Origin of the sequence: Streptomyces sp. NPDC051320, from assembly GCF_040682175.1 — a bacterium.
In the GTDB taxonomy this organism is placed as follows: domain Bacteria; phylum Actinomycetota; class Actinomycetes; order Streptomycetales; family Streptomycetaceae; genus Streptomyces.
Map to the genome: position 1 here is coordinate 256,097 of NZ_JBFBAL010000001.1, position 15,633 is coordinate 271,729.

17 protein-coding genes and 1 riboswitch are annotated in these 15,633 nt (G+C 69.7%); of the genes, 9 read left to right on the plus strand and 8 right to left on the minus strand.

What is annotated here, in order from left to right:
* Window positions 1-86: 86 nt before the first annotated feature.
* The 3 genes from AB0M87_RS01155 to AB0M87_RS01165 form a co-directional block, all read right to left on the minus strand.
* Window positions 87-860 carry an enhanced serine sensitivity protein SseB C-terminal domain-containing protein gene (locus AB0M87_RS01155; protein ID WP_365849107.1) on the minus strand — a complete coding sequence of 258 codons (774 nt, stop codon included), beginning with the start codon at window positions 858-860 and terminating at the stop codon, window positions 87-89.
* Between the two features lie 359 nt (window positions 861-1,219).
* Window positions 1,220-1,963: an enhanced serine sensitivity protein SseB gene (locus AB0M87_RS01160; protein ID WP_365849109.1), complete on the minus strand. Its 744-nt coding sequence runs from the start codon at window positions 1,961-1,963 to the stop codon at window positions 1,220-1,222.
* A 45-nt stretch (window positions 1,964-2,008) separates the two neighbouring features.
* Window positions 2,009-2,782, minus strand: a complete 774-nt coding sequence (locus AB0M87_RS01165; RefSeq protein ID WP_365849110.1) for an AAA family ATPase — start codon at window positions 2,780-2,782, stop codon at window positions 2,009-2,011.
* A gap of 163 nt (window positions 2,783-2,945) precedes the next feature.
* Window positions 2,946-3,041, plus strand: a riboswitch (glycine riboswitch).
* A 145-nt stretch (window positions 3,042-3,186) separates the two neighbouring features.
* Between AB0M87_RS01165 and gcvT the strand changes: the two genes are divergently transcribed.
* The 5 genes from gcvT to AB0M87_RS01190 all read left to right on the plus strand — a co-directional run bounded on the left by gcvT (window position 3,187) and on the right by AB0M87_RS01190 (window position 7,966).
* Window positions 3,187-4,365, plus strand: a complete 1,179-nt coding sequence (gcvT, locus tag AB0M87_RS01170; protein WP_365849112.1) for a glycine cleavage system aminomethyltransferase GcvT — start codon at window positions 3,187-3,189, stop codon at window positions 4,363-4,365.
* A gap of 88 nt (window positions 4,366-4,453) precedes the next feature.
* Window positions 4,454-4,834, plus strand: a complete 381-nt coding sequence (gene gcvH / locus AB0M87_RS01175) for a glycine cleavage system protein GcvH (protein ID WP_365849114.1) — start codon at window positions 4,454-4,456, stop codon at window positions 4,832-4,834.
* A 9-nt stretch (window positions 4,835-4,843) separates the two neighbouring features.
* Window positions 4,844-6,106 carry a serine hydroxymethyltransferase gene (gene glyA / locus AB0M87_RS01180; protein ID WP_365849116.1) on the plus strand — a complete coding sequence of 421 codons (1,263 nt, stop codon included), beginning with the start codon at window positions 4,844-4,846 and terminating at the stop codon, window positions 6,104-6,106.
* 152 nt (window positions 6,107-6,258) lie between these two features.
* The gene (locus tag AB0M87_RS01185; RefSeq protein WP_365849117.1) at window positions 6,259-7,626 is read left to right on the plus strand and encodes an L-serine ammonia-lyase; all 1,368 of its coding nucleotides are present in this window, start codon (window positions 6,259-6,261) and stop codon (window positions 7,624-7,626) included.
* Window positions 7,627-7,759: 133 nt separating this feature from the next.
* Window positions 7,760-7,966, plus strand: coding sequence for a hypothetical protein (locus tag AB0M87_RS01190; RefSeq protein WP_365849119.1), 207 nt, complete (start codon window positions 7,760-7,762; stop codon window positions 7,964-7,966).
* Window positions 7,967-7,989: 23 nt separating this feature from the next.
* Here the strand turns inward: AB0M87_RS01190 and AB0M87_RS01195 are convergent, their stop codons facing one another.
* Window positions 7,990-8,763, minus strand: coding sequence for a VOC family protein (locus tag AB0M87_RS01195; RefSeq protein WP_365849121.1), 774 nt, complete (start codon window positions 8,761-8,763; stop codon window positions 7,990-7,992).
* Between the two features lie 422 nt (window positions 8,764-9,185).
* Between AB0M87_RS01195 and AB0M87_RS01200 the strand changes: the two genes are divergently transcribed.
* Window positions 9,186-10,856 carry an APC family permease gene (locus AB0M87_RS01200; RefSeq protein WP_365849123.1) on the plus strand — a complete coding sequence of 557 codons (1,671 nt, stop codon included), beginning with the start codon at window positions 9,186-9,188 and terminating at the stop codon, window positions 10,854-10,856.
* 49 nt (window positions 10,857-10,905) lie between these two features.
* Here the strand turns inward: AB0M87_RS01200 and AB0M87_RS01205 are convergent, their stop codons facing one another.
* Complete coding sequence (locus tag AB0M87_RS01205) at window positions 10,906-11,919, minus strand: DNA topoisomerase IB (RefSeq protein ID WP_365849124.1); 1,014 nt, start codon at window positions 11,917-11,919, stop codon at window positions 10,906-10,908.
* Between AB0M87_RS01205 and AB0M87_RS01210 the strand changes: the two genes are divergently transcribed.
* Both AB0M87_RS01210 and AB0M87_RS01215 read left to right on the plus strand, forming a co-directional pair.
* Complete coding sequence (locus tag AB0M87_RS01210) at window positions 11,893-12,288, plus strand: hypothetical protein (protein WP_365849125.1); 396 nt, start codon at window positions 11,893-11,895, stop codon at window positions 12,286-12,288. The two genes, AB0M87_RS01205 and AB0M87_RS01210, sit on opposite strands and share 27 nt — an antisense overlap.
* A 256-nt stretch (window positions 12,289-12,544) precedes the next feature.
* On the plus strand, window positions 12,545-13,099 hold the full coding sequence (locus AB0M87_RS01215) for a glycoside hydrolase family 25 protein (protein ID WP_365849127.1): 555 nt from the start codon (window positions 12,545-12,547) through the stop codon (window positions 13,097-13,099).
* 52 nt (window positions 13,100-13,151) lie between these two features.
* On the opposite strand, the gene AB0M87_RS01220 is transcribed toward AB0M87_RS01215, so the two are convergent.
* The 3 genes from AB0M87_RS01220 to AB0M87_RS01230 form a co-directional block, all read right to left on the minus strand.
* A complete protein-coding gene (locus AB0M87_RS01220; RefSeq protein WP_365849850.1) occupies window positions 13,152-13,907 on the minus strand; it encodes an NAD(P)-binding domain-containing protein in 756 nt (251 codons plus the stop codon).
* Window positions 13,908-13,917: 10 nt separating this feature from the next.
* Window positions 13,918-14,568 (minus strand): ANTAR domain-containing protein, encoded by a 651-nt coding sequence (locus AB0M87_RS01225; RefSeq protein ID WP_365849128.1) that lies wholly within the window; start codon window positions 14,566-14,568, stop codon window positions 13,918-13,920.
* Window positions 14,569-14,678: 110 nt separating this feature from the next.
* Window positions 14,679-14,891 carry an EF-hand domain-containing protein gene (locus tag AB0M87_RS01230; RefSeq protein ID WP_365849129.1) on the minus strand — a complete coding sequence of 71 codons (213 nt, stop codon included), beginning with the start codon at window positions 14,889-14,891 and terminating at the stop codon, window positions 14,679-14,681.
* Window positions 14,892-14,993: 102 nt separating this feature from the next.
* On the opposite strand from AB0M87_RS01230, the gene AB0M87_RS01235 reads away from it, so the two are divergent.
* Window positions 14,994-15,632, plus strand: coding sequence for a GNAT family N-acetyltransferase (locus AB0M87_RS01235; RefSeq protein WP_365849131.1), 639 nt, complete (start codon window positions 14,994-14,996; stop codon window positions 15,630-15,632).
* Window position 15,633: the final 1 nt, after the last annotated feature.

Genomic DNA, 15,633 nt, shown 5'->3' on the forward strand with positions numbered 1-15,633 from the left:
CGGATCGCGTGAGCGGTTGGTGCGCCGCTCAACGAATCAGGCCGGACATGATCCCCAACGGGCGCTATGGGCCCTTTGGTCGGCGGTCAGCCTACTGGCGGGTAGCCATAGCCGGCTGCAGGCGACGGGGCCACCTGCGCCTCGCGGTCGTAGAAAGGGCGGGAGTTGGCCCGCAGCCACATCCCGACCGGGTCGTACTCGTCGGACATCGCGACCGTCGACACGGGGAGCCCGTCGGGCACCGCGGCGATCGACTGCTGCATCATCGCCCGTACGGAGTCGACGGATTGCTGACCGGTGTCGTACAGATCCAGACCGATGGCCAGATACGGGGTACCGAGGGCGGGCTGCACCCAGACACGGCGCAGCGAGCGGACCGCGGGGGTGCGGTGGGCGTTCTGGCCGAGCAGCGCGTAGAACTGCGGAATGTCGAGGGCGGGTTCGGACAGCCGCAGCGGACCGGCCGGCATCCGGTCGAGTCCGGTGGCGATCCGCCGCAGATCGGTCCACGGGATACCGACGCCACCGCCGGGCGCGTGCGGGTTCAACCAGACGCCCCAGCGGTCCGGGTAGAGCGAGCGGGCCAGATCGCGGCCGGTGATCACCTCGTGCGAACGATTCCAGCCACTGACCGCCAGTTCCTGGGCAGAGGTCACACACGGGGCGTAGCCGAGTCCGGCGACTTCCATGTTCCCGTACTGCGCGTCGGCCGACCCGGCCTGGCCGTGCCAGAGGAGCATCCAGAGGTGGCTGTCGGCCAGCGCGTGCAGCAACGCCTCATAGGCGTCGTAGCGCCCGGGGGTCACCTGCCGCAGCATGTGCTCGACCTGCCCGGCCGCCGCCGTGCCCGACGCACTCACTCGCTGTCCCGCCCCTCGTCGATCCGCCCTCCCCCAGCAGTCGCTGGGAGGTCCCCCCGTCGGCCAGTCGCTCGCCGGTCGGTCGTGCCGTGCATTGCACCAGCTTACGGCCTGGTGCGCGGCAGGCGGTGGATCAGCCTGCGGCATCGGATGCGGTGCATCGCAAGGCGGCGGAGCGCTCTCCGTGGGGGCACCCCCGGGCCCTTGAGGCCTCGGGGAGGAGCTGTTCGGGCGTTTCGCCCACGCGGCGTGCGGACCCTCTCCCGCGCTCAAGACAGTGGGGGGTTCCGTGGCCGGCGTCGCAGGTCCGCCGTCCGCCGCGCACCCGGTCCTGAGGCGGGCGGAGGCGTCGGCACCCACTAGGAGGGCATCAGCGCGTCCCTGACGTAGAAGGGCCGTATCTTCTCCAGCATCCAGTCGACGACCGGATCCTGTGCCACGTCGAGCAGCAGGAGATTGACCGGCCAGCGCACCTCGACCCGGCCGAGTGCCCGGCCGAGCGCGTCCATCGGGGCATCCCGCCCCGCGCCGTCCCAGGTCGCGAACTCGATGCCCACGAAGAGAACCGGATCGCCGCCCTCGATCGACGCGAGCGCTCTGCGGGCCGAACGGACCACGCCGATCTGGTCGAACTCGCCGGCGGCCACCGAGAGGAAGTCCACCGGGTCCTCCTGCCAGTCCGGCTCGAAGAGCCGCACCCGTCCGCCGCTCGCCGGCCCGTCCAGCAAGGTGCGCCCGGCCCGGCAGAGCTCGGCGACGGCGGGCGGCGGAAGCGGCATACCGACCGCGCCGCCCGGGTTCACGGCTATGCCCAGCTGCGGTGGAAGCCCCCGGGCGAATTCGACGGCGGGCGCCACAGTGAAGGAGAGGTGCGAGCCGACGCATCGCAGGAACTCCGCCTCGGAACTGAAGGCCGGCACGTACGCGCCGCCGTCCACGTCGAGGGTGGGCAGGTCGAGAGCACGGCTGTCGTTGCTGCCACCGTTGGGCAGCGGCACCCAGAGGCTGCTGCGCCCGAGCACCTCGATCAACCGGCCGCCCGCGGCGGGGTTACCGACCGAGGCCGTCAGTACCTCTTCGAGCTCATTGCCCGGCCATGCCATGTCCACCGAGATATCCCCTTCTTACCTGTCGTGTACCGAACGACCCTAACGACCCGGCGACCCGTCGTGGCTTCGCCCTCCTGCGTAACCGGGCCCGGCCGAGTACCCGGGTCCACCCGCGTAACCGGGCCCGTCCCCGAAGCCGATCCGGCTCAGCACCTCCGCCGCCGCACGGTCGAGCAGCACCGCCGAACCGCAGCCGGCGGGCAGCCGTTCGCTCTCCGCGTCGCGCACCAGCCGGCCGATCGCCCGCTGGTGCCTGGCGAAGGCGTACGCGGAGACGCCCCGGCCCCGCTCGGCCTGTCCGGCCCGCGCCACATCGGGTGTCACGTCGAGCAGCAGCAGATGCAGAGCGCGGCCGCGCCGCCGCGCCGCGCGGGCGAGCCGGCCGCGCACCCACGCCTGGGTGCCGCAGTCGTGCACGACGACGCTCTCGCCGGAACGCAGCGCCCGCCACAGCCCCGCGTAGTGCGCGGTCCGCACCAGCGGGCGGTAGCTCCAGTAGGGCAGGAAGCGGGGCATCCGGCGCTGCCAGCGCTCCCGTGCGTCCTGCGAGTCGATGCGGTGGGCCGCGGCGGCCCGGTTCAGCAGGGTGGACTTGCCGCTGCCGGGCAGACCTGAAACGACCACCAGGTCCCCCGACGCGAAGTGCAGGCCGTGCGGGCTGTGGCCGGCCCGCTCCCGCAGATCGCGGACGGTGGGCGCTGTCGCCGCGCCGGGCGGACAGCCGATCGCCTCCCGCACCGACGCGCCCGGCCCGCCGGCCGGTAAAGCAGGACTCCTCAACGGTGCCACCGCGCCCCGCGTCTGCCCCGTCATGACCGCTCCCCCCGTAAGGACGCCCGTCGGGTCCCCCGTCAGACCGCCCGTCCCGCAGTGACCCTCTGCCCAAGAAGTGTAAAGAAACGGTAATGCGGGACAAGTGATTTGCCGGTCGCACCCGCCGTGCGATGATGTGCGCGCCAACTCCATACAGGCCGTTCGAATCCGCGCGGGAGAGTCCCCGGCCAGTTGCCGGGGCGCCGAAGGAGCAAGTCCCTCCCTTGTAATCTCTCAGGCCCCGTACCGCGCGGACGAGGCAGATCTGAAAAGCGGGCCGCCGCCGTGCGGTCCCACCCAAGGTGCAAGCCGAGCCTTCTCAACAGGCGCCGGCGAACCTCTCAGGTTCCGATGACAGATGGGGAGGAATCACCCTCGCCTGTCATGCCCCGGGAGCCCCACATATGAGCACCACCCCCGACCCCACCCCGCGCCACACCGCCCACCCGTCGCCCACCACCGCCCTACCTGATGGCGCTTCGCACCACAGCCCTCTTCGAGCCCTGCACCGTTCGCTGGGTGCCACGATGACCGACTTCGCCGGCTGGGACATGCCGCTGCGATACGCCAGCGAACGCGACGAGCACAACGCCGTACGGACCCGCGCCGGACTCTTCGACCTCTCGCACATGGGCGAGATCACCGTCACCGGCGCGCAGGCCGTGGACCTGCTGAACCACGCCCTGGTCGGCAACATCGGCACCGTCGGCGCGGGCCGGGCCCGCTACACGATGATCTGCCGGGAGGACGGCGGGATCCTCGACGACCTGATCGTCTACCGGCTGGCCGAAACCGAATACCTGGTCGTGGCCAATGCGGGCAACGCGCAGACCGTGCTGGACGCACTGGCGGAGCGTTCGTCGGGCTTCGACGCCGAGGTACGGGACGACCGCGACGCATACGCCCTGATCGCGGTGCAGGGGCCGGAGTCCCCCGGCATCCTGAAGTCGGTGACCGACGCCGACCTGGACGGGCTGAAGTACTACGCCGGTCTGCCCGGCACGGTCGCCGGCGTCCCCGCGCTGATCGCCCGTACCGGTTACACCGGCGAGGATGGCTTCGAGTTGTTCGTCGCCCCGTCCGACGCCGAGAAGGTGTGGCAGGCACTCACCGATGCCGGCGCCCCGGTGGGTCTGGTGCCCTGTGGTCTCTCCTGCCGCGACACGCTGCGCCTGGAGGCGGGCATGCCGCTGTACGGGCACGAGCTGACCACCGCGCTGACGCCTTTCGACGCCGGTCTCGGCCGCGTCGTCAAGTTCGAGAAGGAGGGCGACTTCGTCGGGCGCACGGCCCTGGAGGCCGCCGCCGAGCGGGCGTCCTCGAACCCGCCGCGCAAGCTGGTCGGCCTGATCGCCGAGGGCCGCCGGGTACCCCGGGCGGGCTATCCGGTCGTCGCCGAAGGCCGGGTGATCGGCGAGGTCACCTCGGGCGCCCCCTCACCCACCATCGGCAAGCCGATCGCCATGGCCTACGTCGACGCGGCACACGCCGAGCCGGGTACCTCCGGGGTGGGCGTGGACATTCGCGGTACGCATGAGCCGTACGAGGTCGTGGCGCTCCCCTTCTACAAGCGTCAGAAGTGACCCAGCCCACCCCTCCGGGTCCCGCCTTCATCTCAGCACTCAAGACATCCGTTCATCAGCACTCCACCGCATCCGGGAGAATCAGGTCATGAGCAACCCCCAGCAGCTGCGTTACAGCAAGGAGCACGAGTGGCTGTCGGGCGCCGAGGACGGCGTCTCGACGGTCGGCATCACCGAGTTCGCGGCCAACGCGCTCGGCGATGTCGTCTACGCGCAGCTCCCTGAGGCCGGCTCCACGGTGACCGCGGGCGAGACCTGCGGTGAGCTGGAGTCGACCAAGTCGGTCAGCGACCTGTACGCACCGGTCTCCGGTGAGATCACCGAGGTCAATCAGGACGTCATCGACGACCCGTCGCTGGTGAACACCGCCCCCTTCGAGGGCGGTTGGCTGTTCAAGGTGCGCGTCACCGGTGAGCCGGACGATCTGCTCTCCGCCGACGAGTACGACGCTCTCTCCGCCGGCAACTAGGGACTTTTGATGTCGCTTCTGAACTCCTCCCTCCATGAGCTCGACCCGGACGTCGCCGCCGCTGTCGACGCCGAGCTGGACCGCCAGCAGTCCACCCTCGAAATGATCGCCTCGGAGAACTTCGCTCCGGTCGCCGTAATGGAGGCCCAGGGCTCGGTCCTCACCAACAAGTACGCCGAGGGCTACCCCGGCCGCCGCTACTACGGCGGCTGCGAGCACGTCGATGTCATCGAGCAGATCGCCATCGACCGGGTGAAGGCGCTCTTCGGCGCCGAGCACGCGAACGTACAGCCGCACTCGGGCGCCCAGGCCAACGCCGCCGCCATGTTCGCGCTGCTCAAGCCCGGTGACACGATCATGGGCCTGAACCTCGCGCACGGCGGGCACCTGACCCACGGCATGAAGATCAACTTCTCCGGCAAGCTCTACAACGTGGTCGCCTATCACGTCGACGAGCAGACCGGTGAGGTCGACATGGCCGAGGTCGCCCGCCTCGCCAAGGAGTCCCAGCCGAAGCTGATCGTGGCCGGCTGGTCCGCCTACCCCCGGCAGCTGGACTTCGCCGCGTTCCGGAAGATCGCCGACGAGGTCGGCGCGTACCTGATGGTCGACATGGCGCACTTCGCCGGCCTGGTGGCCGCGGGTCTGCACCCCTCCCCCGTCCCGCACGCGCACGTCGTCACCACCACCACGCACAAGACCCTCGGCGGCCCGCGCGGTGGCGTGATCCTGTCCACCGCCGAGCTCGCCAAGAAGATCAACTCCGCGGTCTTCCCGGGTCAGCAGGGTGGCCCGCTGGAGCATGTGATCGCGGCCAAGGCTGTCTCCTTCAAGGTCGCGGCGACCGACGACTTCAAGGACCGCCAGCAGCGCACCCTGGACGGCGCCCGCATCCTGGCTGAGCGCCTGGTGCAGGCCGACGTCACCGAACACGGCGTCTCGGTGCTCTCCGGCGGTACGGACGTGCACCTGGTCCTCGTCGACCTGCGCAACTCCGAACTGGATGGCCAGCAGGCCGAGGACCGCCTCCACGAGGTCGGCATCACGGTCAACCGCAACGCCATCCCGAACGACCCCCGCCCGCCGATGGTCACATCGGGCCTGCGGATCGGTACGCCGGCCCTGGCCACCCGCGGATTCCAGGCGGCGGACTTCACCGAGGTCGCGGACATCATCGCGGCCGCGCTGAAGCCGACCTACGACCGGGAGGCACTGGCCGCCCGGGTCACCGCCCTCGCGGCGAAGCACCCGCTGTACCCCGGCCTGAAGTAGCAGTTCCGTACCTTTTCGCACGGTTTTTGTACGAACCACGGGGCACCGCGCACACTGGACCGTGCGCGCGGTGCCCCGCACCGTGTACGTCGCTCACGCATCTGCACCACCCCGGCAGACAACGGCGTCTACCAACCAGCTAGGAGTTCTCCGTGGCCATCTCGGTCTTCGACCTGTTCTCGATCGGCATCGGCCCGTCCAGCTCCCATACGGTAGGCCCCATGCGGGCCGCCCGGATGTTCGCCCGCCGCCTGAAGAACGAGGGTCTGCTGGCCCACACCACGTCGGTGCGAGCCGAACTCTTCGGCTCGCTGGGCGCGACCGGCCACGGGCACGGCACCCCGAAGGCGGTGCTCCTCGGGCTGGAGGGCGAGTCGCCGCGTACGGTGGACGTCGAACACGCCGACCAGCGGATCGACGCGATCCGCAGCGAGGGCCGGATCAATCTCCTCGGCGCGCACGACGTCGCCTTCGACTACGACGCGGACCTGATCCTGCACCGCCGCAAGGCGCTGCCTTACCACGCCAACGGCATGACGGTCTTCGCGTACGACCAGCAGGGCGCCCCGCTGCTCGAGAAGACGTACTACTCGGTGGGCGGCGGCTTCGTCGTGGACGAGGACGCCGTCGGCGAGGACCGCATCGTCCTCGACGACACCGTCCTCAAGCACCCCTTCCGCACCGGCGACGAGCTGCTGCGGCTGACCCGCGAGACCGGCCTGTCGATCTCCGCCCTGATGCTCGAGAACGAGATGGCCTGGCGCACCGAGGCCGAGATCCGCGAAGGGCTGCTCGACATCTGGGCGGTCATGCGGTCCTGCGTCTCCCGCGGCATATCCAGTGAGGGCATCCTTCCCGGCGGCCTCAAGGTCCGCCGCCGCGCCGCCCACTCGGCCCGCCAGCTGCGCGCCGAGGGCGATCCGCTGGCGCGCGCCATGGAGTGGATCACCCTCTACGCGATGGCCGTGAACGAGGAGAACGCCGCGGGCGGCCGCGTCGTCACCGCCCCGACCAACGGCGCGGCCGGCATCATCCCCGCCGTACTGCACTACTACATCAACTTCGTCCCCGGCGCCGACGAGGAGGGCGTGGTCCGTTTCCTGCTCTCCGCGGGCGCCATCGGCATGCTCTTCAAGGAGAACGCCTCCATCTCGGGCGCCGAGGTCGGGTGCCAGGGGGAAGTCGGCTCCGCCTGCTCCATGGCGGCCGGCGCGCTGGCCGAGGTGCTCGGCGGCTCCCCCGAGCAGGTGGAGAACGCCGCCGAGATCGGCATGGAACACAACCTCGGCCTGACCTGCGACCCGGTCGGCGGCCTGGTCCAGATCCCGTGCATCGAGCGGAACGGCATGGCCGCGGTCAAGGCGGTCACCGCGGCGAAGATGGCGATGCGCGGCGACGGCAGCCACAAGGTGTCGCTGGACAAGGTCATCAAGACCATGAAGGAGACCGGCGCCGACATGTCGGTCAAGTACAAGGAGACCGCGCGCGGCGGGCTCGCGGTGAACATCATCGAGTGCTGATCCGACTTCAGCGGTGCTGAGCGGAGCGGAACTGACTGCACCAGGTGGTGTTCCGCCCCGGCAGACCGCTGGGCTCGGGCAAGCACGTGTACGGGCAGAACAGCTGTCGGCGTTTGCCCTGCTCGGCCCGGCCATGGCCATCTGCGCCACGGACATCCTGCTGCGCCGCAACCGTTGCGACGCCCCCGCCCTGATGGACGAAACCCCCGGCAGCGCCTTCTGGTACACCGCCGGCGCCAACAGGGCGGGGGCACTGGCCGGAATCGTCGCCTCCGCCACCCTCTACGCCATCCTCATGCGGAGCACGGACGGGCCGCGCCCCCTCGACGTACGGGCCTGAAGGCCGAAAGGCCCGTATCCCCGTCAGCCGGCCGGCGGGGTCACGACGGCGAAGCTGGCTCCGCCCTTGTCCCGGGCGACAGCGAACCGGCCGAACGGCGCGTCCTGCGGTTCCACGAGGATCTCTCCGCCCTGCTGCCTGATCGTGGCCGCCGACTGATCGGTGTCGTCGACGCAGAAGTAGGTGTTCCAGAACGACGGTGTGCCCGGGGGAAGCATGCGTGGCTGCGAGCCGATGCCGCCGACCGGCCGGCCGTCAATCTTGACCATGTGGTACTCGGCGATTTCGGACGTGTCCATACCTTCCGGTTTTTCGTAGGTGTAGCCGAAGACCTGCTGGTAGAACTCGCGGGCGCGGGCCGGGTCGGTGGACAGGTTCTCGTTCCAGATGAACGTGCCGGTTTCGTTGGCCAGCCCCGCACCGTGCATGCCGGTGCCCTGCCACAGCCCGAAGGGCGCCCCGGCGGCGTCGGAGGCCACCACCATGCGGCCCTGGCCGGGGACGTCCATCGGCTCGGTCACCACGGCACCACCCGCGTCCGGGATCTTCTTGGCGATGGCGTCCAGATCGTTCGTCGACAGAAAAGTCATCCACGCGGGGTCCCCGTATCCGGACACGTGCGGGCCGATCCCGGCGACCGGTTCCCCGTGGCGCTTCGCGATCTGATAGTGGCCGAACTCCTCCCCCATGTCATCGAAGTCCCAGCCGAACACCTGCCCGTAGAAATCCTTGGCTTCGTCGAGATCGGGCGCCGACAGAGTGATCCAACACGGCGTTCCATTGCTGTACTCGGTCATCCTGGGCACGGTCACCCTCCGGGGCGGTGGCGTTGGGGTGGTGGTTTCGTGGGGTTGCGGTGACGCGGGTGCGAGGACCCTGTTCAGCCAAGGGCCAGGCTTCCGCCACCCGTCCGCCCCGGCAACCGCAGTGGTCCGCTCGGGGTCCGTTCCTCGAGCTCCTGCCCCTTTCGTGGAGCCGTCCGAGTGAGCGGAGCCGCGTCCGCGTCGACCCTGCCGATCCACTCCCGCTTGTACTACGCTCCGCAGGACCGGAGCCGGGCGGACCGGAGCCAGCATGCCGCGTGAGCAGCCGGGCGGCGCTTCTCCTCACCTTTCGCCTGACATGACAGTCATGTTGCTGGGCAGGGGTGGGCTGTGAAAACACGAGAGAAGAAAGCCCCCCAGGAGGCTAGGGCAGAGAGACGACAGGGGTTGGTCTCATGACAACGATTTCCAGGCCTCCCGGAGAGCCTGCGGAGGAGCCCAGACTGCGCCGGGACATGGGCCGGATCAGCCTGCTGTTCGCGGGCGTCGGCTCGATCATCGGTTCGGGCTGGCTGTTCGGAGCGCTGAACGCGGCGCGGGAGGCGGGGCCCGCCTCGATCTTCTCCTGGGCGATCGCCGCGGTGATGATCCTGCTCATCGGGCTCTGTTATGCGGAGTTGGGCACGATGTTCCCGCTGTCCGGCGGTGTGGTGCGGTTCCCGCACCTGTCGTTCGGGTCGTTCGCCAGCTACACCATGGGCTGGATCACCTGGATCGCCGCGGCGACCGTGGCTCCCATCGAGGTGGAGGGAGCCCTGCAGTACGCCACCAAGTGGGCCGACTTCACCGTTTCCCATCCGTCGACCGGCACACACACGCTCACCGGGCTCGGATACGTCGTGGCGGTCATCGCCATGGCCTGCTTCGTGGCGCTGAACTACTTCGGTATCCGCTGGTTCGCCCGGGTGAACAACGTCCTGGTGTGGTGGAAGCTGGGCGTCATCCTCATGGTGATCGCGGCCTTCTTCGTCACCGCCTTCCACGGCAGCAACTTCTCGACCGCCAGTTTCGGCGGGTTCTCGCCGGGCGGGGCGAAGGGCGTCTTCACCGCCATCTCCACGGCGGGGATCACGTTCTCCTTCCTGGGCTTCCGGCAGGGCGTGGAGCTGGCCGGCGAGACGAGCAATCCGAAGCGGAACGTGCCGTTCGCGATCATCGGTTCGGTGCTGCTCACCGCGGTGATCTACATTCTTCTCGAGGTCGCTTTCATCGGTGCGGTTCCGGGCCATGACCTGACGCATTCGGGCGGCTGGCTCAGCCTCTCGTTCGCGGACGACTTCGGCCCGCTGGCCGCGATCGCGAGCGCGATCGGGTTGGGCTGGTTGGCCTACATCCTGTACGTCGATGCGGTGATCTCTCCCGCGGACACCGGCTTGATCTACACCACGGTCACCGCGCGCATCTCCTACGCGATGGGGCAGAACCGGAACGCGCCGGAATCCCTCACCAAGACGACATCGCGGGGGGCGCCGATGGTGAGCCTGGTCGTCACCTTCGTGCTGGGTCTGATCGTCTTCCTGCCCTTCCCGAGCTGGCAGCAGCTGGTCGGTTTCATCACCTCGGCGACGGTGCTGTCGTTCGGCGCCGGCCCGCTCGTCCTGGCCGCCATGCGGCGCCAGATCCCGGACCAGGAGCGGCCGTTCCGAGTGCCGGGCGGAGACATCATTCCGTTCCTCGCCCTGTACTCCGCGAATCTGATCGTCTACTGGGCCGGCTGGAAGACGAACTGGAAGCTGTTCGTGACGATCTGCATCGGATTCGTCTTTCTGGCGATCTTCGAGGCGCTCGACAAGGGCCGCTCGCCGAAGATGGACTGGAAAGCGGGCGCGCCCTGGGTCGTGCCGTGGCTGGGCGGCCTGGCCATCATCAGCTGGGTGGGCGATTACGACGGGGGCCGGGGCTACATCGGGCTCGGCTGGGGCTTCGTCGTCAACCTGGCTCTGGCAGCGATCGTCTATGTGCTGGCCCTGCGGTCGAAGCTGCCGACGGCCGAGGTGGAGGAGCATGTCGAGGAGGCCCGCAGGGAAGCCCGAATCGAGGAAGACGAGCTGGGAGAAATGATCTAGCCGGGCACTCCCGGTCGGCGGCCCGTCGAGAAGGCGGTACGGATGCGGCTCACCCGAGCAGTCTCCGTACCGCCTCTTCGACGGGCCCCTGAGTCGCCGGGCTGCCGTAGCTCGCCACCTCACCGAGACGTTCGAGGTCCACAGCGATGGTGCGGCCCTCGTCGAAGAGCTCGAAGAGACGCGGGTTGATGTACGAGGCGCGGCAGACCGCCGGGGTGTTGCCCAGGTAGTCGCTCACTTCCCTCACCACCCGGGCAACAGCCCGGCGCCGGGCTGTCTCGGACCGCGCCGCCACAGGTGCGGACACCGCCAGGCCCACCGCCGCAAGTACCGTGGCGTGCCAGGTCCGGAAGTCCTTGGCCGTGATGTCCACGCCCGAGAGGCTGCGCAGACAGTCGTTGAGCTCGGTGCTGCGCACCTCGTGCCAGGCGCGGGACTCCCAGTACTCGAAGAGCTGGTCGCCGCCACCGCGCCGGCGCAGCAACGCCCGCACCGTCTCGTACGCCTGCTCGTCGACCACCGCGCGCACCAGCTGCTTGCCGCCCTTGGCCGGGTAGCAGAATTCGATCTCTCCCCGTCGGCAGAGCGCGTGATTCCGGCGCATCGTCGTCAGCCCGTAGGTGTGGTGGTCGCGGGTGTAGCTCTCGTTTCCGACCCGGAAGAAGCCCAGATCCAGCAGACGGGCGGCGCAGGCCAGCACCCGGTCCCTGCCGAGTCCGCGCGCCGACAGGTGAGCGGCCACCCGGAGCCTGAGATCCGGCAGAGCGGCCGCGACCTCCCGGACCCGCTCGTGCTTGGCCTGCTCCTGGCGGGTCCGCGCCTCCGGGTGGTAGAGGTACTGCCGTCGTCCGGCAGCGTCCGTGCCGACTGCCTGGAGGTGACCGTTGGGCCAGGGGCAGATCCAGACATCCGTCCAGGCCGGCGGGATGGCGAGGCCGCGCAGGCGGTCCAGCTGTTCCCTGTCGCGGAGCGTGTCTCCCTGCCGGTCGAGATAGCGGAAACCCCGGCCCTGCCGTACCCGCCGCCAGCCCGGTTGGTGGGGGTCACTGGATCTCAGTCGCAATGCGGGCCCGCCCCCTCCGACCGACAAGGACCGATCCGATTCACCAGATCGGACGTCTGCTCACGAGCCTGCCCGGCCCTTGAGCTCCGACAGGCGTGTGCCCCCGGTCCCCCACGGCATTCGCCGTCACCGTGGCTTGCGTGCGGGGACGCCGGTCCCGGCCCGGATCATCGGTCACGTAACCGCCCATGCCACCTCACTCCGCACGGCGACCCGGCCGGAGCGGGAGCGATCGCCGGCACCATCGGTACGGATCCGGTAGTCACCGCGACCCGGTCCACGACCGGCCATCTGCCGGGCGTCTCCGGGGCTTTGGGGGCAACAGTGGCGATCGTGGCGTTGCGGGGCGGGGCGGGGCGGTGCCGATGACTCGCCATGTCCAACGGGTCGACGAGCGGGTCGCGTTGGAGGTGGTTCACGGGAGAGGCCCGTACCGGGCGGTGGGAAGCCGCACCGGCGAACTCGTTCGGGTTCGGAGGGCACAAACGGGTCGCTCGTCGTCACCAACGAGGGGTGGAACGAACGCGGACGGCGGCCCGGTAACACGTTCGAGTGCTGGTTCTGCCTTCCGAACGGGTAAGTGGAATACCGAGGGACCCCCACGAGCCGCGAGGAGGCGATGCCAATGCTGCACGGCATCGATGTGAGTACGTACCAAACGTCGTTCGACACCGACGGTGTCAGCTTCGTGTTCATCAAGGCCACCGAGGGTCACACGTACGTCAATCCGCGGCTGACCGCGCAGACCAAGCAGGCCCGGGACGGCGGTTGTGTCGTCGGCTTCTACCATTTTCTGTGGCCGGGCAACATCACGACCCAGGCCGAGTACTTCGTCGGCAAAGCCCCGGAACAGGGCTCCGACCTGCTCGCAGTGGACTGGGAGAGCACCGGGGAGGGCACTCACGCGAGCAACTCCGAGAAGGACCACTTCATCCGCGAGGTCAAGCGGCTGCGCCCGCATCACCGGGTGCTGCTGTACGCGAACCGCAACTTCTGGCTGAACGTCGACACCACCTCGTACGCGGGTGACGGGCTCTGGATCGCCGACTACGTGACCGCGGGAAAGCCCCGCATCAAGGCGAAGTGGCGATTCCACCAGTACACCGACCATCCGCTCGACAAGAGCGTGGCCGACTTCTCCAGCAAGGCCGCGCTGCGCGCGTGGGCCAAGGTCGGGTAGCAGGGGGCCGGTGGCAGAGGGCGCCTCGCAACGCTCCCCTGCCACCGGTTCGTTACGCCCGCCAGGCGGCCGTTCGCTCCGGCGAGGCCGCCTCCAGGGCCTTGCGTACGTCGTCCACGCTGCCGGAAAGGCCGTACACCGGTGTGCCGGGCTGCTGACGCCAGGACTCGTCGAGGCCGCCGGCGTCCACCGTGTCGAAGCCGATCTCGTCGATGAGGTCCCGTACGACCTGCTTGCCGGCCTCGTCGTCGCCGGCCACCGGCAGGGCGTAGCGGCCGGGGGCACCGGGCGGGAGATGCTGGTCGATGATGTTGTGGGCGTAAATGCCGTTGAACGCCTTGATGACCGGGTGGCCGATCTGTTCGGCCGTCCAGCCGCTCTCCGGCTGCCCCTCCTCGATCGCGGCGATACGGCCGTCACGCTGCTGCGGGTAGTAGTTGCCGGTGTCGATCACGGCGACGCCCTCGGCGGCCTCGTCGAGCAGCCCGGAGGGGAGTTCGGGCACGGCCTTCAACGGAATGGTGATCACGACGACCTGCGCGCCGCGCGCCGCGTCGGCGACCGTGACCGGGGTGGCGCCGGTCTCCTCGGCAAGCGCGCCCAGCGTCTGCGGTCCGCGCGAGTTGGCCACGGACACCTGATGTCCCAGGGTGGTGAGCCGCCGGGTGAGATTGCCGCCGATCTGGCCGGCGCCGATGATGCCGATCTTCATGACTTGCCCTCCGGGTGCTGATGTGTCCTCGCGTCGGCGGCAACCCCTGGGGCGGGCGCGGTATTCCGGATGCTGCTCGGTGCGGCAGACCCGTATCCGGCGCCCGTCAGCCCGGCGGTCCGGCGCCCAGGGTCAGCTGCCGGTCCAGGACCGCCCTGGCGACATCCGCCAGTTTCAGCCGGTTCGAGCGGGCATGGCCACGCAGCACGTCGAAGGCCTCGCCGGTATCGGTGCGCAGCTGTTCGGCGAGCATGCCCTTGGCCTGCTCGATGACGACCCGGCTGTCGAGCGCCCGGCTCAGCTGGTCGGCGGTCGCCCGCCGGTGCCGCAGTTCCTCGCTCTGTGCCTGCAGCAGGATCGCGAGGCCCCCCAGCAGCTGGGCCGATTCGACCTCCTCAGCAGTCAACTTCCGTTGCCCGCTGATCAGTTGGAGCACGGCTCGGGGGCGGGCATCGCCGCCGTGCAGCGGCAGCAGGGTCACCAGGGTGTGACCTTCCGCGGGTACGCGGACGGTGAAGCCGGGCCGGCGCTGACGCGCCGCCCGCAGCTCGACGTTGATCAGGGCGCGGTCACCTGCGAGACCCGAGTGCTCATCCGGCGACGCGAGTTCAGCGAGCCGCACTCCGGACTCCGGCAGCCGGAGCAGTTCCGCGCAGTCATGGCACAGCTGACGCATCAGGTGGGGCGCCGTCGCCTCATCGGCGGAGGCGGCCGCCAGGCGCAGGGCGCTGCGCAACCACTCATGTTGCCGCTCCATGCCGGGCCAGGTTACCGAGCCTGCGTGCCGGTGGGTGCCGTACCGCCGTTCGGGCTCGTACGGCACCCACCGGCACGCCTGCCGAAGAGCGGCGCCCACGCGTTGAGCGCCTACTTGTTGAGCGCGGCCCAGAACTCGTCGAAGGAGAGCTTGCCGTCGCCGTTGGCGTCCTTGGACTTGATGAGGGACTGGGCCACCGTCTCGGTCACATGGAAGTCACCGAGCTGCGCCATGACGCTCTTGTACTCGCTCGCCGTGATCCGGCCGTCGCCGTCCACATCGAGACGTCCGAACGCCTTACGCGCCTCTTCGATGTCCGCCACTGGGTCCACCCCTTCTTGGTGCTTGTCTGACGGAGGTCAGATTAGTCGGAGGTCAGATTAGTGGAGACTCGTGCTGACCGAAGACACACGGGAGGACCGGACGTGAGCAGCGCATTGGCAGACATCCTCGCAGCGGCGGCCCGAGGGGTCTTCCCCCCGCCGGACGGTTCCACCACGGTGATCGCCCAGCCGAACGTCAGGGACGCCGGTGTGCTGGCCTTCACGGCGCACGCGGTGGTCTTCCTGGACGAGGATCCCGCGTGGGTGCGGGCCGCCCTCGCCGCCGCGGAGTCGGACCCGCTGGCGGCGGCGATGAACCCGGGGTTCCTGGCCGGGCTGATGGCGCGTACCGGCCGGCGGATGAACACCATCGATCTGCTGACGGCCGCCCCCGCGCTGCCGGGTGAGCCGCCGCTGCGGTTGCGGGAGATCGAGGACCCCGGACATCCGAGGGTGGCGCGGTCGGTGACGTTCCGCGACGAGGTGCGGGTGTGGACCGCCGACGGCGGGGTGCTGGTGCTCGGCCGGGGCGTCGCGGGCCGCTGGGAAGCAGCGATCGAGGTGGACGAGGCGGCGCGCGGCCAAGGTCTCGGGCCGCGTCTCGCGGTGGCGGCACGGCACCTGGTCGAGGACGGCGTGGTGTGGGCCCAGCAGTCGCCGGGGAACGCCCGCAGCGTGCGGGCGTTCCAGGCGGCGGGATACCGGCCGGTGGGTTCGGAGGCGCTGTTGGTGGTGCGGTGAG

Excerpts from the sequence above, each read along its gene's own strand:
- AB0M87_RS01160 (WP_365849109.1), bottom strand. The coding sequence starts at position 1,963 with ATGGCATGGCCGGGCAATGAGCTCGAAGAGGTACTGACGGCCTCGGTC.
- AB0M87_RS01165 (WP_365849110.1), bottom strand. The coding sequence starts at position 2,782 with ATGACGGGGCAGACGCGGGGCGCGGTGGCACCGTTGAGGAGTCCTGCT.
- gcvT (WP_365849112.1), top strand. The coding sequence starts at position 3,187 with ATGAGCACCACCCCCGACCCCACCCCGCGCCACACCGCCCACCCGTCG.
- gcvH (WP_365849114.1), top strand. The coding sequence starts at position 4,454 with ATGAGCAACCCCCAGCAGCTGCGTTACAGCAAGGAGCACGAGTGGCTG.
- glyA (WP_365849116.1), top strand. The coding sequence starts at position 4,844 with ATGTCGCTTCTGAACTCCTCCCTCCATGAGCTCGACCCGGACGTCGCC.
- AB0M87_RS01190 (WP_365849119.1), top strand. The coding sequence starts at position 7,760 with ATGGCCATCTGCGCCACGGACATCCTGCTGCGCCGCAACCGTTGCGAC.
- AB0M87_RS01195 (WP_365849121.1), bottom strand. The coding sequence starts at position 8,763 with ATGACCGAGTACAGCAATGGAACGCCGTGTTGGATCACTCTGTCGGCG.
- AB0M87_RS01200 (WP_365849123.1), top strand. The coding sequence starts at position 9,186 with ATGACAACGATTTCCAGGCCTCCCGGAGAGCCTGCGGAGGAGCCCAGA.
- AB0M87_RS01215 (WP_365849127.1), top strand. The coding sequence starts at position 12,545 with ATGCTGCACGGCATCGATGTGAGTACGTACCAAACGTCGTTCGACACC.
- AB0M87_RS01225 (WP_365849128.1), bottom strand. The coding sequence starts at position 14,568 with ATGGAGCGGCAACATGAGTGGTTGCGCAGCGCCCTGCGCCTGGCGGCC.